This window comes from Pantoea sp. SS70 (assembly GCF_029866845.1).
Classification (GTDB): Bacteria; Pseudomonadota; Gammaproteobacteria; order Enterobacterales; family Enterobacteriaceae; genus Pantoea; species Pantoea leporis.
This window is the reverse complement of record NZ_CP117199.1, coordinates 2,670,716-2,692,281: the sequence shown is the minus strand read 5'-3', so window position 1 is coordinate 2,692,281 and position 21,566 is coordinate 2,670,716. Positions and strand designations below refer to the sequence as shown.

General features: G+C 52.8%; 16 protein-coding genes. 15 read left to right on the top strand and 1 reads right to left on the bottom strand.

Annotated elements, in window-relative coordinates; genetic code table 11:
• Positions 1-25 precede the first annotated feature (25 nt).
• A complete protein-coding gene (locus tag PO881_RS12480; RefSeq protein WP_280171865.1) occupies positions 26-1,582 on the bottom strand; it encodes a TerC family protein in 1,557 nt (518 codons plus the stop codon).
• Between the two features lie 786 nt (positions 1,583-2,368).
• Between PO881_RS12480 and wbaP the strand changes: the two genes are divergently transcribed.
• The 15 genes from wbaP to galF all read left to right on the top strand — a co-directional run bounded on the left by wbaP (position 2,369) and on the right by galF (position 21,528).
• Positions 2,369-3,802 carry an undecaprenyl-phosphate galactose phosphotransferase WbaP gene (gene wbaP, locus PO881_RS12475; protein ID WP_101763360.1) on the top strand — a complete coding sequence of 478 codons (1,434 nt, stop codon included), beginning with the start codon at positions 2,369-2,371 and terminating at the stop codon, positions 3,800-3,802.
• A gap of 273 nt (positions 3,803-4,075) precedes the next feature.
• Positions 4,076-5,206, top strand: coding sequence for a polysaccharide export protein (locus PO881_RS12470; RefSeq protein WP_101763361.1), 1,131 nt, complete (start codon positions 4,076-4,078; stop codon positions 5,204-5,206).
• A gap of 9 nt (positions 5,207-5,215) precedes the next feature.
• Positions 5,216-5,650 (top strand): protein tyrosine phosphatase, encoded by a 435-nt coding sequence (locus PO881_RS12465; RefSeq protein ID WP_101763362.1) that lies wholly within the window; start codon positions 5,216-5,218, stop codon positions 5,648-5,650.
• Between the two features lie 12 nt (positions 5,651-5,662).
• Positions 5,663-7,840: a tyrosine-protein kinase Wzc gene (gene wzc / locus PO881_RS12460; protein WP_280171864.1), complete on the top strand. Its 2,178-nt coding sequence runs from the start codon at positions 5,663-5,665 to the stop codon at positions 7,838-7,840.
• Positions 7,841-8,021: 181 nt separating this feature from the next.
• Complete coding sequence (locus tag PO881_RS12455; protein WP_137386120.1) at positions 8,022-9,158, top strand: EpsG family protein; 1,137 nt, start codon at positions 8,022-8,024, stop codon at positions 9,156-9,158.
• A gap of 15 nt (positions 9,159-9,173) precedes the next feature.
• Complete coding sequence (locus tag PO881_RS12450) at positions 9,174-9,896, top strand: SGNH/GDSL hydrolase family protein (RefSeq protein ID WP_280171863.1); 723 nt, start codon at positions 9,174-9,176, stop codon at positions 9,894-9,896.
• A 24-nt stretch (positions 9,897-9,920) separates the two neighbouring features.
• Positions 9,921-11,099, top strand: a complete 1,179-nt coding sequence (locus PO881_RS12445) for an acyltransferase (RefSeq protein WP_110866650.1) — start codon at positions 9,921-9,923, stop codon at positions 11,097-11,099.
• Between the two features lie 74 nt (positions 11,100-11,173).
• Entirely contained in the window at positions 11,174-12,091 is a 918-nt protein-coding gene (locus PO881_RS12440; RefSeq protein WP_101763367.1) for a glycosyltransferase family 2 protein, read from the top strand.
• A 73-nt stretch (positions 12,092-12,164) separates the two neighbouring features.
• A complete protein-coding gene (locus PO881_RS12435; RefSeq protein WP_210081884.1) occupies positions 12,165-12,917 on the top strand; it encodes a glycosyltransferase family 2 protein in 753 nt (250 codons plus the stop codon).
• Between the two features lie 50 nt (positions 12,918-12,967).
• A complete protein-coding gene (locus PO881_RS12430) occupies positions 12,968-14,002 on the top strand; it encodes a glycosyltransferase (RefSeq protein ID WP_101763369.1) in 1,035 nt (344 codons plus the stop codon).
• A 57-nt stretch (positions 14,003-14,059) separates the two neighbouring features.
• Positions 14,060-16,270, top strand: coding sequence for a phage tailspike protein (locus tag PO881_RS12425; RefSeq protein WP_280171862.1), 2,211 nt, complete (start codon positions 14,060-14,062; stop codon positions 16,268-16,270).
• 210 nt (positions 16,271-16,480) lie between these two features.
• Entirely contained in the window at positions 16,481-17,743 is a 1,263-nt protein-coding gene (gene wcaK / locus PO881_RS12420) for a colanic acid biosynthesis pyruvyl transferase WcaK (RefSeq protein WP_101763371.1), read from the top strand.
• 4 nt (positions 17,744-17,747) lie between these two features.
• Positions 17,748-18,971, top strand: coding sequence for a glycosyltransferase (locus PO881_RS12415; RefSeq protein ID WP_192411955.1), 1,224 nt, complete (start codon positions 17,748-17,750; stop codon positions 18,969-18,971).
• Complete coding sequence (locus PO881_RS12410; RefSeq protein WP_008104858.1) at positions 18,968-20,308, top strand: MOP flippase family protein; 1,341 nt, start codon at positions 18,968-18,970, stop codon at positions 20,306-20,308. Before PO881_RS12415 ends, PO881_RS12410 begins: the two co-directional genes overlap by 4 nt.
• A gap of 326 nt (positions 20,309-20,634) precedes the next feature.
• Positions 20,635-21,528 (top strand): UTP--glucose-1-phosphate uridylyltransferase GalF, encoded by an 894-nt coding sequence (gene galF / locus PO881_RS12405; RefSeq protein ID WP_101763372.1) that lies wholly within the window; start codon positions 20,635-20,637, stop codon positions 21,526-21,528.
• Positions 21,529-21,566: the final 38 nt, after the last annotated feature.

The window sequence follows — 21,566 nt, the reverse complement described above, 5'->3', positions numbered from 1 at the left end:
TCGCCATTTATGGCGACCTGGTTAATTACGGTGCTATCGGCACTATCTCCACTTTCTGCACACGGTGATTTTCTACCTGCAACGTTCGCAGCAGATAATCACCGATCTGTAACTCTTCGCCTTCCTGCGGCACATGTTGCAGGCTGTCCATCAGTAATCCTGCCAGCGTGTGGTAATTGCGCTTTTCATCAAGTGGCAGCTGCACGTAGACGGCTAAATCCTCTAACGGCATATGACCATTCGCCACCCAACCGCCGTCGGGCAGCACTTGAATATCATAGCGCGCATCGATTTTTTCCCCTTCATTCGGCAGATTGCCGGCGATGGTTTCCATCAGGTCGCTCAGCGTGACCACGCCTTCCACCGAACCAAACTCATCCACTACAAAGGCGAAGTGGGTGCGCGCGTTGCGGAACTGTTCCAGCGCCTGTAATAAGGTGACGCGCTCAGGAAAGATTAACGGCTGGCGAATCAGCGAGCGTAAATCCAGTGATTTGCTGTGCAACGATTGATGCAGGAGATCAATCACATGCACCACACCGAGCGGGTCGCGGCCCTGTTCGGTCACCAGAATACGCGTGTGTTGATTGCGATCGAGCTTCGCCATAATCTCCGCCGGATCTTCGGTGAGGTCGATATGCTCGACGTCGTGGCGCGACGTCATGATGCTATTAATCTGGCGCTGACCCAGCCCCAGTACGCGCGCAATCATGCGCCGTTCCTGACGGTTAAATAGTGCGCCTTCTTCGCTATCGCTTACCAGTGACGCGGTATCGGCGTCCAGTTCCGCACGCTGCGCCTCGCCGCGCAGAATGCGCAAAACGGCTTCTGACGTGCGCTGACGCAGTGGACGGCCGGCAGTGAGAAAGCGGCGGCGATTGAACATCGCCAACTGATTGAGTATCTCAATGACGATAGAGAAACCAATCGCCGCGTAGAGATACCCTTTTGGAATAATGAAGCCTAACCCCTCGGCCACCAGGCTGAAGCCGATCATGAGCAGAAAGCTCAGACAGAGAATCACGATGGTTGGATGGCCGTTAACGAAACGCGTCAGCGGCTTACTCGCCAGCAGCATCAGCAGAATCGCTATCGTTACTGCAGCCATCATCACCGGCAGCTCGTTGACCATGCCAACGGCGGTAATCACCGAGTCCAGCGAGAAGATGGCGTCCAGCACCACTATTTGCGCCACCACCGGCCAGAATTTAGCACCGTTCTTATTTTGACCAGTTTCCTCGTCAGCGCCTTCCAGGCGACTGTTTAACTCGGTGGTGGCCTTATAAAGAAGAAAGAAACCACCGCACAGCAGCAGCAGATCGCGGGCGCTGAAGTCGTGGTGCAACAGAGTAAACAGCGGTTGTGTCAGGGTTACCAGCCAGGAAAGTGAGGCGAGCAGCACTAAACGCGACACCAGCGCGAGAAGCAGGCCGATAATGCGCGCACGGTCGCGTTCCTTCGGCGGCAGCTTTTCGACGAGGATGGCAATGAAAACGAGGTTATCAATGCCCAACACCAGCTCCAGAACGATTAGCGTTACTAATCCTGCCCAGAGCGACGGATCAATGATCCACTCCAACATGTGTTAATCACCTTAATGTCTGTGTTATGCGCTTAATCTGATGATAGTGAAACGGCGTTAAGCCTGTAAATAGCCGCTGACTCGGTCAATTGGCGGGTCAGCTACGAGAGAAGAATATCGCTGATTGCCGATTTGCACCGATAAGATGAAAGTATGGATAAAGATTGCACCTGAATGAAAGAGACAATTATTTTTTTTCAGCAGATAACCACGTGCATTTTTAATGCAGTCTATTGCGTGGTTGAGTATCGAATTAATCTGAATTTTGCAGGGGAATGGCCTGAAAGGGCTGGCATCAATACTTATCGCTGGTAGTCTTTTTCCTAAAATAGTGCAGGGAACACGGGGCCTACTTGTAAACAAGCCAGTAATAACTAGTATAGCAACGTGTTAGTAAATGTCTGCGCCAAAGTTGTTTATAGCGTGCTCCTTAGCCTCTTAATGTTGCGAACTGTGATCGCACGCGGACCACGGCCAGTAATTAGCGCAAAAATGCCGCATAAAACAAGTTGTAATTAGGATGAAAGCGGTATTGGCAGCGACAGCCAAGGGCGGTAGCGTGTCTGAAGCGCCTTTCTCTTGGTTTAATGGTCTGCCACTGTGGTAAGGGAAGTCGGACTAATCTGTTGGTATTAATCACAATTCTCTTGCTTACTATTGTGAGAATTGATTTGGCCTCAGAGAATTTACCGCAGATTGCCTCAACAAATGCAGTGAATATTTCGCTCATTTATCAAACAGCGTTGAGGCATTAGGGATTAAAGAAATAATATAAAAGAGTTAACTATGCGCGATAACGAAATTACATATAAAAGTCTTCTGACAAAAATTTTACTGGCGTGCTCGGATTTAATTTGTTTCAACGCAGCATTATTTATTGCGATGGCATTGATTAATTCGTTTACCCATTCTCCACTGGCAGATATATCTGAAAAATACCTGCATTTAAAAATTGCTACGCACATTGCGCTTTCCGTTATTTGCGTGGGCTGGTTCTGGGTTCGCCTGCGTCATTATACCTATCGCAAGCCATTCTGGTTCGAGCTCAAAGAGATCTTTCGTACCATTCTTATTTTCTCTGTCATCGATTTGTCAATTTCAGCCCTTTCACAGTGGCAAATGTCGCGCTTTGTCTGGGTAGCGACCTGGGTTCTGGCGTTGATTATGATTCCTTTAGCGCGCGCCATCTCTAAGCGTGTGCTGAATCATTACGGCATGTGGAAGAAGCAAACCATCATCATCGGCAGCAGCCGCAATGCCCAGGAAGCCTGGCAGGCGCTGCAGAGCGAAGAAGTAATGGGCTTCGATGTTATCGCCTTCTTCGATGTCGATAAGAGCAGCCCACAGGCCAGCATCTCAGGCGTGCCTGTGCTGCACAATGAACAAGAGTTATGGCAGCTGACCAACAGCGAAACCCAATTCATCGTGGCGGTGGAGTTCGAACAGAGCCAACACCGCGACCACTGGCTGAAAACCCTGGCGATGCACAATTGCCGCTCGGTTTCTGTTATTCCAACACTGCGCGGTGTACCGCTGTACGGCACCGACATGGCTTACATCTTTAGCCATGAAGTGATGATTCTGCGTGTGAATAACAATCTGGCCAAGCGCACATCACGTTTCCTTAAGCGTGCATTCGATATCGTCGGCGCGCTGAGCATTATCCTCGCGCTGTCCCCGGCGTTGCTGGTCCTTGGATTTATGGTTGGCCGCGATGGCGGACCACCGATTTACGGTCATGAACGTGTGGGCTTAGGCGGCCGTAAGTTCAAATGCCTGAAATTCCGCTCAATGGTGATCAACTCGAAAGAGGTGCTGGAAGAGGTACTGCGTACCGATCCTGTTGCCCGCGCCGAGTGGGATAAAGATTTCAAACTGAAGAACGATCCGCGCATTACCAAAGTCGGCCATTTCATCCGTAAAACCAGTCTGGATGAGCTGCCGCAGCTGTGGAACGTGGTACGTGGCGATATGAGCCTGGTGGGGCCGCGCCCGGTGATTGAAGATGAGCTCTGCCGTTATGCCGGTGATGTCGATTATTACCTGATGGCGAAACCAGGCATGACGGGATTGTGGCAGGTTAGCGGTCGTAACGACGTTGACTATGAAACACGCGTCTATTTCGACTCGTGGTATGTCAAGAACTGGTCGCTGTGGAATGACATCGCGATTCTGTTTAAGACGGTTGGCGTAGTGCTGAAACGCGACGGCGCCTATTGATAGACAGCGAAGCCGGGGAGGGCATGAAGCTTCCCGGTTGAAAACTGCGGGTGCTGGGTGTGTCGTTATTAGACAGCTGCACTGATTGAGTCTGTATAACCATTTTAATTGATGTCGTCTTTAGACTCGGTGACAACATAAAACCAAGGGAGCGCATAATAATGACCCACAGTTTCAGTGTTTAACCCGTCACATTCCATTTTTGTAAGACGCTACACAGCGGGCGATTTCGCCTCTATCAATCAATAACTGATAGCGAAGAATCAGATGATAATGAAAATTAAATTGATACCTTTACTGGTATCCGCGACTTTTCTCTCCGGATGCACCATTGAGCCGGGTTCTCACCTTTCCACCAGTGGAAAAGATGTCATAGAGCAACAGGATAGCAACTATGACATCGACAAATATGTCAACGTCTTCCCGCTGACGCCGCGTCTGGTTGAACAGATGCGTCCGAAGCCGTTAGTCGCGCAGGCTAACCCGATGCTGCAAAATGAAATTCAGAGCTACGAATACCGTATCGGTGTCGGCGACGTGCTTAACGTCACCGTCTGGGATCACCCAGAGTTGACCACACCTGCCGGTCAGTACCGTAGCGCCAGCGACACCGGTAACTGGGTACAGGCAGATGGCACCATTTTCTACCCGTACATCGGTAAAGTGCGCGTAGCAGGCCGAACGGTTACCGAGATCCGCAGCGAAGTGGCGCGTCGTCTGGCGCAATACATCGAAAGTCCGCAGGTTGACGTTAACGTCGCCTCGTTCCGTTCGCAGAAAGCGTACGTGACCGGTTCGGTCACCACCTCCGGACAACAGGCGATCACTAACGTGCCGCTGACCGTGCTGGATGCCGTCAACGCCGCCGGCGGTTTAGCGGCTGACGCTGACTGGCGCAACGTGGTGCTGACGCACAACGGCAAAGAACAACGTCTCTCGTTGCAGGCGCTGATGCAAAACGGCGACCTGAGCCAAAACCATCTGCTCTATCCGGGCGACATCCTTTACGTGCCACGTAACGACGATCTCAAAGTCTTCGTGATGGGTGAAGTGAAGCAGCAGTCAACGCTGAAGATGGACCGCAGCGGCATGACGCTGGCCGAAGCACTGGGCAATTCGCAGGGTATGGATCAGACCACCTCTGATGCTACCGGCGTGTTCGTGATTCGTCCGATTCGCGGCGCCAACCGCACCAAGATCGCCAACATCTACCAGTTGAATACCAAAGATGCGGCATCGATGGTGATGGGCACCGAATTCCAACTGGAGCCGTACGACATCGTCTATGTCACCGCGACACCAATCACCCGTTGGAACCGTGTGATTTCGGGCCTGCTGCCGACCATCGTAGGTATTGACGATGCCAGCTCCTCGGCCCTTCGTTTCCGCAACTGGTCGAACTAAGGGTTCGCCATGATTAAGTCCGTGTTAGTCGTCTGCGTCGGCAATATCTGCCGCTCCCCCACCGGGGAGCGTCTGTTCAAACGCGCGCTACCAAACATCCGGATTGCCTCCGCAGGGCTCAGCGCGCTGCAAGGCTATCCGGCGGACCAGAAAGCCCTGGCTGTGGCCGCCGAACACGGCGTGTCGCTGGAAGGGCATCAGGCTCAGCAGTTAACGGCCAGCATGTGCCGTGACTATGACCTGATTCTGGTAATGGAAAAGCGCCATATTGAACAGGTGAATCGCATCGATCCAGCCGCACGCGGAAAGACCATGCTGCTTGGCCACTGGCTCAATCAGCAGGAAATTGCGGATCCGTACAAAAAAAGTCGCGAGGCCTTTGAAGAGGTCTACGGGTTACTGGAAAACGCTACCCAGAAATGGGTCAACGTATTAAGCCGATAGTTGGGAATATCCATGAATATCAAAAACAAGGTTATGACCGCGCCAAAGGAAGATTCGAATGGATGGGATCTGGCGCATCTTGTGGGACAGCTGATTGATCATCGCTGGATCATTGTTGCCGTTACCGCCTTCTTCATGCTGGTAGCCACGCTCTACACACTGTTTGCTACACCAATCTACAGCGCGGATGCGTTAGTCCAGGTTGAACAGAAGAATGCCAGCTCAGTACTGAATGAGTTAGACAGCATTCTGCCGCCAACGCCGGCGTCCGATACCGAGATTCAGATTCTTGAATCGCGCATGGTTATCGGTAAAACCGTTGACGATCTGGGTCTGGACACCGTTGTCACCCAGAACTATTTCCCGGTGATTGGTAAAGGTCTGTCGCGTTTGATGGGTAACAAGCCATCAACCGTCGCCATCTCCCGCCTGGAAATTCCACGCACCATCGATAAGCGTACCGTTGAACTGGAAGTGACCGGTCCTGACTCGTATACCGTGTCAGCGGACGGTGATGAGCTGTTCAAAGGTAAAGTTGGTCAGCTGGAAACGCACGGTGATGTGACCATGCTGGTAAGCGGCATCAATGCCGATGAAGGCACCAACTTCAGCGTTACCAAACTGAACGAGCTGCAGGCGATTAACTCCGTGCTGGCCAACCTGACCGTTGCGGATAAAGGTAAAGACACGGGCGTGCTGGGTCTGGAGTATCTGGGTGAAGATCCAGAGCAGATCAGTAAAGTGCTGAACCAAATCGTCAATAACTACCTGCTGCAGAACGTTGAACGTAAATCTGAGCAAGCGGAAAAGAGCCTGGAATTCCTGCGCAACCAGCTGCCGCAAGTGCGTGGCAAACTGGATGATGCCGAAGACAAGCTGAATACCTTCCGTCGCCAGAACGAGTCGGTTGACCTGTCGCTGGAAGCGAAATCGGCGCTGGATTCTTCTGTCAGCGTGCAGAGCCAGTTGAACGAACTGACCTTCCGTGAAGCCGAAGTGTCTCAGCTGTTTACTAAAGATCACCCAACCTACCGCGCGTTGCTGGAAAAACGCAAAACGCTGGAAGGTGAGCAGGCGCAGCTGAATAAAAAGATTTCTCAGATGCCACAAACGCAGCAAGAGATCTTGCGTTTGACGCGTGATGTGCAGTCTGGTCAGGAAATCTACATGCAGTTGCTGAACCGTCAGCAAGAGCTGGGTATCAGTAAAGCCAGCACCGTGGGTGATGTACGCATCATCGATGGCGCAGCAACCGGCAACAGCCCGGTGGCACCGAAGAAACTGCTGATCATCGCGGCGAGCGTGATTCTGGGTCTGATGGTTTCTGTTGGTCTGGTGCTGCTGAAAGCGCTGCTGCATCACGGCATCGAAAATCCTGAGCAGCTGGAAGAGCTGGGCATGAACGTCTATGCCAGCGTACCGCTGTCAGAATGGCAACGTAAGAAAGATACCGAAGCACTGGCGCGTCGTGGCAACAAGGTGAAAACCGATCCCCACGAAACGCTGCTGGCGCTGGGCAATCCAACTGATCTGTCAATTGAAGCGATTCGTAGCCTGCGTACCAGCCTGCACTTCGCGATGATGGAAGCGAAAAATAACATCCTGATGATCACCGGCGCCAGCCCAGGTATTGGTAAAACCTTTATCTGTGCCAACCTGGCAACGCTGGTCGCCAAAGCGGGCCAACGTGTGCTGTTCATCGATGGTGATATGCGTCGCGGTTACACCCACGAACTGCTGTCAGCCGATAACAAATCCGGTCTGTCTAACGTGTTGTCAGGCAAAACCGAGTTCAGCCCGGCGCTGATTCAGAAAGGCCCGTACGGTTTTGACTTCCTGCCTCGCGGTCAGGTGCCACCCAACCCATCTGAGCTGCTGATGCATCGTCGCATGGGTGAGCTGCTGGATTGGGCGAGCAAGAACTACGACCTGGTGTTGATTGATACGCCTCCGATTCTGGCGGTCACCGATGCGTCTATCATCGGTAAGCTGGCCGGTACGTCGCTGATGGTGGCGCGTTTCGAAACCAACACGCCGAAAGAACTGGATGTCAGCTTCAAGCGCTTTGCCCAGAACGGTATTGAGATTAAAGGTGTGATCCTTAACGCCGTGGTGCGTAAAGCCGCCAACTCTTATGGTTACGGTTACGACTATTACGACTACGAGTATGGCAAACCGACCAAAAGTTAATTTGCCCGTCATTCACAGTTAATGATGAGGGTAATCCGGTGAAGAAAGGGGCGGGTTGACCGCCCCTTTTGATCGCACCGTTTGAATGACGACACGCAACGATTTACACAGGTGATTCTCTCTATAACGCCATTAAAAGCCACCGCTGGCACGAGAACTTGTGGAATTAAGGAATCACACCATGGCTCCATATTGGTATTTATCAGGGTTTTTGCTGTTGCTTGCGCTGGTCGAAATCCTGTTGAAGAAAGACGAACGCACCACCCATATTCTGACTTACCTGCTGTGCATCGCCACGGTCACGCTGATTATTTTCGCCGGTATTCGCGGTCTCGGTACCGGGATGGACGACTATCAATATCGCAGCTTCTTTGCCGACTTCGTCCGCCGTATTGAGGTCAACGGTTTTGCCAACACCGTCGCCTTCTTCCGTTATGAACCGCTAATTTTTGCTATCGCGTGGATCACCAGCCTGTTTTCACACAATGCCAGCGTGTTCCTGTTTGTGTTCAGTATTCTGGCAGTTTCAACCAATGCCATCTTCTTCAAAAAGATGTCACCGTATCCGGTGTTGGCATTGGCGCTTTACTCGGCGCATATCTTTATCAACAAAGACGTAAACCAGATTCGTTTTGGCCTGAGCTCGGCGCTGTTCCTTGGCGTGATCTGGACTATTTACCTCAAGCAATACTGGTGGGCGTTTGCCTTCTTTATTCTGTCCTTCCTCAGCCACAACACCGCAGTAATGGTGGTGACCATCATTCCGTTCCTGTTTATTCGGGAATCGCGCTGGTGGCCCGTGGCCATCATTATATTCAGTGTGCCACTTTCGGTGGTGGGCGGGACCGGCTTTATTGCCTTGATCGCCGGACATCTGGGATCGATGGGCGAGAGGGCCGCAGGCTACAGTAACGAAGCCTCGAATGCGGGTGATGGCAGCGTGGTGTCAGTCTCCAACCTGAAAAACATCATGCTGGTGTTTATCTTTGTCTACTTCATGCTGAGCAACCAGCTCAAGCGTGAACAGTACGACGTGTGGAAGCTGAACTATCTGTTGATTCTCACTTTTGCCATCGGCGGCGGTATCAGGATCTTCTTCTACAACTACTCATCGGGTGCGCGCCTGTCGAACTACCTGCTGCAGGTCGAACCGATTATTTTGACATCGCTAATCTTCCAGTCAAAACGCGTACTGAAACCCGCGATGTTTGCGATGTTCGCTTTCTTCCTTGTTTATTACCTCTACTACAACACGATCTCACTGAAGCAGGCCGTTGTGGGCTATGAAGTTGCTCGTGAATTCAAATTGTTTCATTAACCGATGAGAGGAAATATGCGGAAGACTTTACTGGCAATTCTGATCACCTCTGCGCCGCTACTGGCGCAGGCAGAGGATCATCCCGGCACCTTCATCATCGCCGCCTACGGTGACTCCACCACCGCTGGCGTTACCGCGTCGGGCAATCGCAATATCCTCAGTAAAAATAATGAAGTGAGTTTTTTGCAGCAGATGTTGCGTGAGAAATACGGCAACAACATTGAGGTGAAGAACCACGGCATGCCGGGCGCACAGGTTTCGGTGCTGGTGTACAACAAAGACAATACGCCGATGGATTGGTCAGAACGCATGGCGAAATCCGATGCCAACATGATTCTGATTAACTATGCCATCAACGATGCGCGCATCAACTTCTTCAAAGACAAAGGCGAGCGCATTGAAACGCCGCAAGAGTATAAGCGCATTATCACCGAGCTGGTCAAAGGCGCGAAGGCGAATAACAAGCTGGTGGTGTTACAGGAACCGAATCCCATTTGTGGCAAAGCCGAGCGCTGGAACGTCTGGCCGTATGTTTATCAGTTAAATGAAGTGGCTAAAGAGCAGCAGGTGCCAATCGTGAAGCAGTACAGCGTCATCAAGCAGAACCGTGACTGGCAATCTGAGATGTCGCCTGATTGCATTCACCCGAACGAGATGCTTTATAAGCAGAAAGCAGAAAGAACCTTCAACGTCTTAAGCAGCACTTTCGATAGCGTTTTGTCGCGGCACAGCAGCTAACCCAACTCAGATTCAGGAGCTGACATGTATGTATTAATCATGGTGCTGTCATTTTGTCTGGCGCTAATCATTCTGCGAGTATTCTCCTTCCACAAAGGCGTGTACAACAGTAGCGGTATTAAAAGTATCTCTGGTATGCGCGCGCTGCTGGCCAGCATCGTGGCGTTCTCACACTTCGCGCACTACATCTATTCGCTGGATGGTCAGTGGGTGTTCGATAAAGACTATTTTGCCTGGTTCTCCGAAGGCAACTTCTTCGTTAACTCCGGTAAATTCGGTGTACTGCTGTTCTTCATGATCTCCGCCTTCCTGTTCTATCGCTGGCTGGATAATGAAACCCTGACGCCAGGGCAGCTGACGCACAAGCTGCTGAAGTCGCGTATCCGCCGTATCGTCCCGATGTTCTGGTTCTCCGGTTTTGTCATCATCGCGGTAGGCGTGGTGCAGGGCGATCTCACTTATAGCCTCACGGCAGTGAAAGATGCCGTGCTGTGGTTGCTGTTTATTGGCAGCTATCGCATGGGTGATTTCCTGACGGCGGATGTCAACGCCGGTGTGGAATGGACGCTGCGCCTCGAATGGTTGCTGTACCTGTCGATTCCGCTGATTTACGTGCTCAACCGCGCCACCAAAGGTAAATACAAAACGTTGCTGATTCTCGGCTCGATCGGCGTGATTTTCTGCGTGGCGGTTGGCCTGCGTCTGTGGGGCAAAACCTATACCGATCCGCGTCCGGTGCTGGGCTTCGCCATGGGTTATCTGGCGTATAAGTATCGCGACATGTTTGCGCACTACAAAACCTCCAGCCTGGCCGGCTTTGCGGTGATTGTGCTGTCGCTGTTCTCGCTGTCGTTCACCAGCAATACCTTCTGGTATCTGATTTTCCTCTGCTGCCTGACGGTAATCTTCTTTATTGTCAGCAGCGGCAACGCCGTGTTTGGCATTCTGGAAAACAAAACCCTGATGTCGATTGGTGAGGTGAGTTACAGCCTGTATCTGATTCACGGTGTGGTGCTCTATTTCATCAAGCAGATCCCGGAAACGCTCTATCCGCATTCGTTCCTGTTCTACACCTTGCTTTCAACATTGTTCTTTGTCGCCTCCTTCTATGTGGCGAAATTGACGTATCTGTTTGTCGAGAAACCGTTTATCGGCAGTAGCAACAAGAAGAAAGTGGCGATGAAGACCTCGCCGACAAATTAGGACATCACCCATTATTCTTTTGAGCCCACAAGTTATATCATTGATTTTGTAACTTTTTTAATGAGGTGCTGGCAATGCAGGAGATTCGCTTCTCAATTGTTATTCCCGCGTATAACGCGTCGAAATCGATTGTCACGACGCTAGATTGCGTCAAAGCGCAAACCTATCGCAATTTTGAAGTCATTATTGTTGATGACAAATCGGCTGATGCGGCCGAACTGGCGCAGGTAGTGCGCAGCGAACGTTATCAGGATTTGGCTATCAAACTGGAGCTGTCTGAGGTCAAACTCAACGGCGCTGGCGCCCGTAACAAAGGTATTGAGCTGGCAACCGGCGACTTTATCAGCTTCCTCGATGCCGACGATGAGTGGCATCCGGACAAGTTATTGGTGGCGAGTGAAACCATCGCCAAACTGGAAGCGCAGGGCAAATCGCGCTACGTCATCTTTAGTCAGGTGAACATCCATCAGGATGGCAGCTTCCTCAAGGTGATGCCGATGCAACCGCCCGGCAAAAACGAAACCGTCGCCGAGTATCTGTTTGGCTGTTACGGCTTTATTCAAACCAGCACCATTGTGCTGAAGCGCGAAGATGCGGCGCAGATCCAGTTTGATGCGCGCTATATTCGCCATCAGGATTATGACTTCTGCATCCGCGCTGACCGCATGGGTTACGCCTTCGTGATGATCGACAAGCCGCTGGCAACCTACCATCTGGTGACCAAATTTGGTTCCAAGCACAAAGGCGAATCGGTCAAATACTCGTTCTTCTGGCTCGATACCATGAAGCCGCATCTGACCACGCGTGACATCCATACTTACAAGGCGTTCAAGCTGCCGCTGCGCTACAAGATGGATGGTAAATCGCTGCAGGCCAGCCTTAGCTTTGCACGCTACTTCTTCCTCACCAACCGTGACAATCGCGCCTACTTCATGAATCGCCTGCTCGATAAGGTGAAGTCGCGCTTCTCGGGCAGAAGAGCCGTCTCCTGATTCACTTTTAAACACTTTCACTTGCTCCCTACACGGGGGCAATTTTTTGGTTCCTGAAACTCCGGGTAGACAAATGACAAATCATGTTGGCACCGTCGGTATTGTGATGCCGATGTATAACGCGCGAAATACCGTTCTGCGCGCGGTTGAGTCGATCATCAACCAGACCTACAGCGACTGGCATCTTTACCTGATCAACGACAAATCCACCGATGATTCACTCGCCTTGGTGCGTGAACATTGTCAGGACGCGCGTATCACCATTCTCGACAACGAGGTCAATCAGGGCGCAGCCGAAACCCGTAACGTGGGGCTGCGCGCGGCGAAAGAAGCGATCATCGCGTTTCTTGACAGCGACGACGAATGGCACCGCGAAAAACTGGCCGAACAGACGGCCGCGATCGCCGCCGGCGACGATTTCGTGATCACGCATTATCACTACAAAACCAAAACCGCTGACCACGATATCAACTACAGCAAACCCTACCTGCAGCAGGAAAACTTCGTGAAGAAGCAATATCGCGTTTGCTTCTCCTCGGTGTGTTTCCGCCGTCCTCCACAGGGCATCTTCTTCCAGCGTAAAGGCCACGAAGACTTCCTGTTCCTCTATGAGTTGTTCCTCCGCTACAAACAAGCCCGCGTGATCCAGAAAACCCTGGTCAACTATTACGAGTTGGGCGATTCACTGTCGCGCAACAAGAATAAAGCGGCGAAGTGGCACCTCGAATTATTAAGAATTATCTATAAAAACAATCCGTTAAAAGTATATTACTATTATACATGGTACATGGTGAACGGGGTTCTTTTTGCCTTAAAACACCGCTAAGCGCAACGGTGATTTAGCTGCTTATATATTTTTGAGGTGGAAAGGATTGTATGAAAAAGATCGTTTTGGTGATTAAAGATGCCTACTCGTATGCGGGCACGGAAAACATCTGCAACTTTATGTCTGAGTGCCTCGGCGAGCAGCATGAAGTCACCATTTACTCGCTGGAAGGCCATGGCAAAACCTTTTATCCGTTCGAACGGGTGAAAAAAATTGTCAGCTTTGAAGGCCACAGCAACCCAATTAAAAGCGCCGTTAGCAGCATTCATCAGGAAGGCTTCGACAGCGTATTCCTGATCAGCATGGGTCGCCTGAGCGTGATGTTTGCCTTCTGGAACCTGATGGCGCTGAAGAAGAAGCGCTTCAAGGCGTATGCCTGCGAACACATCGCGATTAACTCGTTCAGCAAGCCGATTAAGCTGCTGAAGTGGCTGATGCTGCGCTATTACGACCAGGTGATCGTCCTGACCGACAAAGATCATCAGGTGTTTAACCGCTGGAATATTGCCAGCCAGCAAATCCCCAATCCGGTGGTGTACAAAGCGTTTCAACGTCAAACGCGTAGCCGTCAGGCGCTGGCGGTGGGACGTCTTGATAACCAGAAAGGCTTCGACCTGCTGCTGGATATCTGGGCCGACTTCAGCAAGAAACATCCCGAGTGGAAACTGGTGATTGCCGGTGACGGCGAACTGCGTCAGCAGCTGCACGATCAGGCTGCGGCGTTAGGTATCACCAATAGCGTTAACTTTGTCGGCAAAGTCAGCAACATCAACGATTACTACCGCGAAAGCGACATGGCGCTGATGACTTCGCGCTATGAAGGCTTGCCGCTGGTGCTGCTGGAAGCCAAATCCTGGTCGCTGCCGGTGGTGGCGTACGATTGCCCAACCGGGCCGCAGGAGATCATCAACCACGGTGAAGATGGCTTCCTGGTGCCGATGAATGACAAAACCACCTTTATCAAGCGGATGGAGCAGCTCGCCAGTGATGATGGCCTGTTCTACGCCATGAGTGAAAAAACCAAAGAAACCGCGCTCAAGTTTGACGGTAATCAGATCAAGCAGAGCTGGCTCGCCCTTGTTTAGCGACAATTATCGTGCCTCGGGAATCCTTTTTGGCCGCACAACCACGGGAATTGAAGCATGAAAAGAAGAGAAGTCTTGCAGGCCGCAGCCTCCTCGATTGTTACTGCGCTCTCAGTGAGTGCGTTTTCCAGCTACGCCGCAAAAAGTGGTCAGCCAACGTTAAAATCTGTCGATCCCGCCAGCGTACCGGCAGGCGATGTGCCGATTCTGACGCCAGAAAACGTCTATACCATGCCGCCGCAGTTCTGGCAGAACTTCGAGGGCAAACTGTGGATCGGTAAAGCGGGCAGCGATGCCAGCCAGGCCGGCAATCAGATCCCGGTGTTTCTGCGCGATGCCAATGGCAAAGTGTCACAAATCAGCCAGCCGATTGCGCTGAACAAAGGCAACTTCGCCCAGTTCATTCACGACAATGCGGCGTTGATCGCCAATCCCGCGCACTCAATGGTGGTGGAGGACGATCAGGGCCATACGCTGTTCTCCATTAGCGATGTCTCGCGCCCCAATCAAAGCAACTTCAGCCAGCGTCTGGCGCAGCCGAATGGTTACCAACTGATTGGTGAAATCCCATCGGTTGAAGAGCTGCGCAAAACCCGTCCGCTGTTTGCTGGTGCCAAAATCAAGCTGAAAAGCTGGCACGAAGGGCTGGAAGTGGGCGGCGGCGAGTTCGTCGGCACCTTCGGTGATGGCAAAGATGACGGCGGCGTGAACTTCAGCGGTAACGGTTTTACCTGGCGTCGCGTGGTGGAAGATTTCAACCGCCTGACACTGTTTGATTTCGGCGCGATCGCCGACGGCAAAACCGACACGGCACCGGCGATCAAAGCCATGTATCAATGGTCGATTGATGCCAGCCAGCAGATTTGCGTGCAATTCCCGGCTGGCACCTTCTTTGTCTCTGAATGTGATTTCGGTGACGAAGGACGTCGCTTCTTCCGCATTTCCGGCGCGATGGTCAACTTCGGTTACTTCCCGGCGACTACGCTGGTTTCCGACGGTCGCTCCGAATTCCTGTTCCAGGTAAATGCGCGCTGGACGGAAATCTCCAACCTGAATTTCAACGGCAATACCGACAAGCGTCCGAACAAACAGGGTTTGTTCCGCAATACCTGTCCGGGCGGCCAGTTCTTCCGTGGTGCCTGCTTGCGCTTCAATCAGGTGGGCGGCGTTTCGCTCAGCCTGCTGGATACGCTGGATTGCAAAATCGACCAGTGGTACGCCAACGACTGTACCGGCGATGTGATTAAAGCCAGCTGGTCGGGGCAAAAGGCCGGTGCCTGGGATCACAGCACCGCGATTGAGCTCTCCAACTTCAACGCCCAGCACTGTAAAGGCGGCATGGTGTTGAATCTGCCGCGCTGCAGCCAATCCATCATTCATAACGGCTGGATTGAGCACAGCGATTTCCCTGGCGACATCTCGAACGGCCAGTGGATTGTCGATGCGCTAAGCATTGAGGATTGTAAGAACCCGCTTAACGCGCGTAACTCGCGCCTTAATATGCGCCAGACCAATCTGCAGTCGGGCAGCTGGATTGATAACTCGCTGGAAGGCGAGCGCTGGCTGAACATCTGGGAAATGGGCTCAACGCGCGTTGAATCCTACGGCGTCGCCATTGATGGCAGTCTGAAATACAACTACATCACCTCGCGCTTCCGCCTGACCAACAACAGCGATCAGCAAACCTGGTTTGAACTCGGCAACTTCTACTCGCCAACGGTGGGCGATAGCTGGGAGATCGAGGTATTTGGTCAGTCGCAGTTCAATAACGGCACCGCCAATCAGCCGCTGATGGATGTCATTGACGGCAAAGGCACCGGCGGACGCGCGGTGATTCATCTGCAGCGCAAGAAAAACAAAGCGGAAGCCAGCTGGTCAGCGGAAGGTAGCTCGCCGGTGGTGGAGGTACGTTTCGAACCGCGCACCGATACCGACACCAAAGTGTTCGTGAAGTTAGCGGGCTGGACGCCGACCACCGCTGTGCTGATCAAAAGCACCGCCAAGGATCGCTTCTTGACCGGTCGCTGCGCGCGCGTTGACGCCGTGATGGACAAAGGCGCGCCGGGCAGCGCAGCGCAACAAGCCCCGCAGCGTTTTAGCCTGCACAACGGCAAAGCCGGCGTCGGCGGTAATGAGCAGGGCGATCTGCTGCTGGCCTCGCGCGCGCTGAAGCCGGAACAGGTGGATACGCGCGAACCTAAAGGTTTCATCTCGGTGGTGATCAATGGCGAGCAGGTGGCTATGCCTTATTTCGCCGTGAAGTCATAACGCACACTAATCGTAGCGGCGCAATTTATTGCGCGATAAATCGCGCCGCCACGGAATGTGCATAGTTTGTAAGCAGTACTGAATAGAAATGCAATTAGCACCACTTTTTTGGGGTTTACTCCCATTGCAGTCCTTTGAATCAGAGTTCACTTTGCCAGTGCAGCTATTGGCGGCTTGTAAAAATTACAAAAATTTTTCCGGAGTTTTTTTATGAAGATTTTATTGGTAGGAAACCATACCTGTGGAAATCGTGGGGATGGCGCGATTTTACGTGGGCTGATTGATTCACTGAAATCCGCGCGTGCGGATTTGGATATCGATGTGATCAGCCGTTATCCAACAAGCTCTGGCTATTTACTGCAGCAGGATATCCAGCAGGATTCCCTGTTCCTGCACAACAGCAAGTCGGGCAAAGGGTTAGTGGGCAGCCTGAAACGCAAGGTGGCGAACCGCCTGATGCCGGACATCATGATGGCGCACCTTGGCAAAGGCGGCGTGTACAAATCCTTCTCGGTGCCACCGCATCTGGCGGCGTTCACCCAAAGCCTTGCACAATATGACGCGATTATTCAGGTTGGCGGCTCGTTCTTCGTCGATCTCTACGGCGTGACCCAATTCGACCACGCGCTTTGTGCGCTGATGGCGAAAAAGCCGCTGCATATGGTCGGTCACTCGGTCGGTCCGTTCGAGAACCCGCGCGTTAATGCGCTGGCGAACTTTGTCTTCGACCGCGTTGACAGCCTGGTGCTGCGCGAAGAGGTGAGCTACGACCGCCTGAAGCAGGATGGCGTGACCACCAGCAAAGTGAAGAAGGGCGTTGATACCGCGTTCCTGGTTGAAGCGCGTGAAGTGGCCAATCCAAGCCATAACCTGCTGCACTGGCAGGCGATTATCAGCGCACGCAAAACCATTGCGATTACCGTGCGTGAACTGGCGCCGTTCGACAAACGTCTCGGCGTCACGCAGAAAGAGTATGAAGCTGCCTTTGGCCGCGTGATTAACGCGATGATTGCCGAAGGTTATCAGGTGGTTGCCTTCTCTACCTGTACCGGTATTGATAGCTACGCCAAAGATGACCGCATGGTGGCGCTGACGTTGCGCGATCATGTCGAGCATCCCGAGCATTACCATGTCATCATGGACGAGTTCAACGACCTCGAACTCGGCATCCTCCTCAGCCATTGTCATCTGACCATTGGTACCCGCCTGCACTCCGCCATCATCTCCATGAACTTTGGTACGCCAGCCGTGGCCATCAACTACGAGCACAAGTCGCTCGGCGTGATGAAACAGCTTGGCCTGCCGCAGATGGCCACCGATGTGCAGAGCCTGATGGACGGTTCGCTCATTGATAAAGTGCAGACGGTGCTGGCCGACTACGACAACGTGAAACACAAAGTTGATACCGCGGTGGCGCAGGAGCGTGAGATTGGTAACCGCATTACAGCAGAAATTCTCAACGTCCTGGGGTGAAGTGATGAAGCTGACCTTTTTCACCATGCGTTTTCCTGTTGCCTCTGAGACCTTCGTGCTCAATCAGGTGACGCATTTCATCGACGCAGGCTACGACGTGGAGATTATCTCCGTGTTTCCGGGCGATATGATTAATCGCCACGCCGCGTTTGATGACTACAATTTGGCAGCGAAAACCCACTATTTACTGCCGGAAGAGAAAGTATCCAACCTTGATAAGCTGACGCAGCGTATCGGGTTGATACTGCCGAAAATCACCAAAGGCGCGTTGCTCAAGTCGCTGAATGTGCGTCGCTACGGCGCACAGGCCAGCAAACTGCTGCTGCCGGCGATTGTCGCCAACACTAAACAGCCTTACACCGCCGATGTGTTTCTGGTGCACTTCGGCTATGCCGGCGCACTGGCTAACAAGCTGCGCGAACTCGGCGTGCTGAAAGGCAAGCAGGCGACGGTGTTCCACGGCGCGGATATTTCGCGTCGTCACATCCTCGAAGAGCATAAGCTCGACTACGTCAACCTGTTCAAACAGAGCGAACTGATGCTGCCTATCAGCCACTTGTGGGAGAACAAGCTGATTGAGATGGGTTGTCCGCGCGCCAAGGTGCACGTCACGCGTATGGGCATCGAGCCGGAGAAGTTTAACTTCCGTCCGCGCGAGGCGTTCCATCAACCGTTGCGCATCGTCTCAGTGGCGCGTCTGACCGAGAAGAAAGGGTTGGATGTGGCGGTGAAAGCCAGCGAAATCCTGCGCAATAATGGCGGCCAGTTCCAGTTCACCATCATCGGTAACGGCGAGCAGGATGGCATGATGCGCGAGCACATCGCGCGCGCTGGATTGCAGGATTACGTCACCATGCCGGGCTTCAAGCCGCAGGATGAGATTCGTCAGGCGCTGAACGAGGCGGACATCTTCCTGCTGCCGTCTAAAACCGCCGCAGATGGCGATATGGAAGGCATTCCGGTGGCGCTGATGGAAGCGATGGCAGTTGGCTTGCCGGTGGTGTCGACCTATCACAGCGGCATTCCTGAACTGATTGAGAATGACGTCAGCGGATGGCTGGTGGCCGAAAACGATCCTGACGAGCTGGCAGCGACGTTGCTGCGCCTTTCGCGTGGCGACGTGGATGTGGCACCGGTGGTCGCCGCTGCGCGGCAGAAAGTCGAAACTGAGTTCAATCAGCACATCGCTTACGGTGAGCTGGCGAAAATTCTGGAGCGCATGGTGTGAGCGGATTAAAAAAACAGGCCGTTTGGCTGTTTGGTAGTACCTGTTTTGCCGCATTGCTTCAGGTGTTACAGCTCGCCGTGCTGGCGCGCAAACTGGAAACGCACGAGCTGGGTTTACTGGCGATCATCAATGCGATTCTGGCGGTGGCGACCGTGCTGCAGGACATGGGCATGAGCAGCTACATCGTGCATCGCCAGGATATTAATCGCCGCGAGCAGAGCACCATTTACTGGGTGAACGTGTCGCTCAGTTTCTGCACCGGCTTGATTATGCTGGCGATTGCCTATCCGGTGGCGTGGTTCTATCACTTGCCGGAGCTGGTGGGCCTGATCATGCTCACCAGCCTCAACTTCCTGGTGCTGGGACATCTGTCGCAGTATCAGGCGCACTATGTGAAAACCAAACGCATGGTAACGCTGGCGAAGATTGAGATGGCCACCAAGCTGTTTGCGTTCCTGTGTACCGTGGCGATGCTGTATTACACCTCGCTTACCGTGGCCGCGGCGATTCTTGGTCTGTTCATCAACGCCTTCACGCGCATTCTTTGCATGATCTACTTCGGCGAGAAATCCTGGCGTCCGACCTGGGAGTTCGACGGCAAAACCTTCGTCAGCGCCGTGCGTTATGGCGTATATCAGCTTGGTTCGCAGACCATCAATCAGCTGCGTACCCAGGCCGATGCGCTGATCGTCGGTAAAGTGATGGGTGCGGAGATGCTGGGGATTTACTCGCTGGCAAAAGAGCTCATTCTGCAACCGCTGAAGCTGGTTTCGCCGGTGATTAACCGCCTGGCATTGCCGCGCTTCGCTGAGAAGCAGCACGATCCAGAGCAGCTGAAAAAGCTGTTCCTGAAAGGCACTTTCGTCATCATGCTGTTCAGTAGCGCGATGTATCTGGCGATTGGCATTCTTTCCCCGGTCATTGTGCGCGTGCTGTACGGCGCTTCACATGAGCAGGTTTACCATCTGATTCCGCTGATGCTGCTGTTTGGCATGCTGCGTCCGATGGGCGGCTTAACCGGCGCGATTTCCCAAGCCAACGGCCGCACCAATGTTGAGTTCTACTGGAACATTGTGGCGAGCTTAGTGGTGGTTGCGGTGCTGGCGACAACCTACATCTGGCCGAACGTGCTGTATGTGGCGCTGACGCTGTCGATCTCGCAGGTGCTGATTTCGGCCTTTGCCCATCCGTTCTTCATCAAGCCGGTGATTGGCATCCGCTTTATGCCGTATGCACGTCAGTGGGTTTCGGTGTCGGTGGTGTTTGTTGCGCTGATGATGCTAGTTAACCACTTCAACCTGTTCGTGATGCCAGAATGGTTTGAGGGCTGGCTGTAGACATCAACATCCAACCCGCGTGATGAATCGCGCCGCTACAGATGACTCAATGTTTACACGGTCCGTAGCGGCGCCATTTATGGCGCATTATCAACACAGCTTTCAGTCAATCTCTGGTCTCGTCATCACAAATCCTTTCACGATTTTTCAGCGGTTTAGCGCATCGGTTCCTCATTGGCATTTCGGCGTTTTTACCGGCCAAATTGGCGATTTTTGATGGTGTGACAGAGAGTTAGTGCCGGTTTTTCAGATAAAGATTATACTTGCTCGACCGGCCGATCCTGCATAATCGACCCCACGTATTCACTTCATGAAATGGAATAAATATGACCAAGCTTAAAGCAGTAATCCCCGTTGCGGGTCTCGGTATGCATATGCTTCCTGCGACGAAAGCCATTCCGAAAGAGATGCTGCCAATTGTCGACAAACCAATGATTCAATACATTGTTGACGAATGCGTCGCGGCTGGCATCAAGGAGATTGTGCTGGTCACCCATGCTTCCAAAAATGCAGTGGAAAACCACTTCGATACCACTTACGAGCTGGAAGCGCTGCTAGAAGCGCGCGTTAAACGTCAGCTGCTGAGCGAAGTGCAGTCAATCTGTCCGCCGGGCGTGACCATCATGAACGTGCGTCAGGCCAACCCGTTAGGCCTGGGCCACTCTGTGCTGTGCGCGCGTCCAATGATTGGCGACAACCCATTTGTGGTGGTGCTGCCAGACGTGCTGCTGGATGACTCCACCGCTGACCACCTGCGTTATAACCTCGCATCGATGGTTGCTCGCTTCGAAGATACCGGCCACAGCCAGGTGCTGGCGAAACACATGCCGGGCGAAGATCTTACTGAATATGGCGTGCTGACCACCGAAGAGCCGATTGATAACCCAGGCGATATCAGCACCATCACCAGCTTTGTTGAGAAGCCAGAAGCGGGTTCTACCGATTCTGACCTGACGGCAGTTGGCCGTTATGTGCTCTCAGCAGATATCTGGGAAGAGCTGGAGCGCACTGAGCCGGGCGCATGGGGCCGTATTCAGCTGACCGATGCTATCGCCTCTCTGAGCAAGAAGAAGCCAGTTGATGTGCAGCTGCTGACCGGTACCAGCTACGACTGCGGTCGTAAACTCGGTTATATGCAGGCATTCGTCTCTTACGGCTTGCGTAACAACGATCAGGGCCGCGATTTCCGCGAATCTATTCAGAAAATCCTGGCGAAATAAGCTTTCTCATTCTCTACCGCGCCCTTAGCGCGGTTTAA

Coding starts and splice junctions, on each gene's coding strand:
- PO881_RS12415 (WP_192411955.1), top strand. CDS start 17,748: ATGAAGCTGACCTTTTTCACCATGCGTTTTCCTGTTGCCTCTGAGACC.
- PO881_RS12425 (WP_280171862.1), top strand. CDS start 14,060: ATGAAAAGAAGAGAAGTCTTGCAGGCCGCAGCCTCCTCGATTGTTACT.
- wzc (WP_280171864.1), top strand. CDS start 5,663: ATGAATATCAAAAACAAGGTTATGACCGCGCCAAAGGAAGATTCGAAT.
- PO881_RS12465 (WP_101763362.1), top strand. CDS start 5,216: ATGATTAAGTCCGTGTTAGTCGTCTGCGTCGGCAATATCTGCCGCTCC.
- PO881_RS12455 (WP_137386120.1), top strand. CDS start 8,022: ATGGCTCCATATTGGTATTTATCAGGGTTTTTGCTGTTGCTTGCGCTG.
- PO881_RS12480 (WP_280171865.1), bottom strand. CDS start 1,582: ATGTTGGAGTGGATCATTGATCCGTCGCTCTGGGCAGGATTAGTAACG.
- PO881_RS12430 (WP_101763369.1), top strand. CDS start 12,968: ATGAAAAAGATCGTTTTGGTGATTAAAGATGCCTACTCGTATGCGGGC.
- PO881_RS12470 (WP_101763361.1), top strand. CDS start 4,076: ATGAAAATTAAATTGATACCTTTACTGGTATCCGCGACTTTTCTCTCC.
- PO881_RS12435 (WP_210081884.1), top strand. CDS start 12,165: ATGACAAATCATGTTGGCACCGTCGGTATTGTGATGCCGATGTATAAC.
- PO881_RS12440 (WP_101763367.1), top strand. CDS start 11,174: ATGCAGGAGATTCGCTTCTCAATTGTTATTCCCGCGTATAACGCGTCG.
- wbaP (WP_101763360.1), top strand. CDS start 2,369: ATGCGCGATAACGAAATTACATATAAAAGTCTTCTGACAAAAATTTTA.
- wcaK (WP_101763371.1), top strand. CDS start 16,481: ATGAAGATTTTATTGGTAGGAAACCATACCTGTGGAAATCGTGGGGAT.
- PO881_RS12450 (WP_280171863.1), top strand. CDS start 9,174: ATGCGGAAGACTTTACTGGCAATTCTGATCACCTCTGCGCCGCTACTG.
- galF (WP_101763372.1), top strand. CDS start 20,635: ATGACCAAGCTTAAAGCAGTAATCCCCGTTGCGGGTCTCGGTATGCAT.
- PO881_RS12445 (WP_110866650.1), top strand. CDS start 9,921: ATGTATGTATTAATCATGGTGCTGTCATTTTGTCTGGCGCTAATCATT.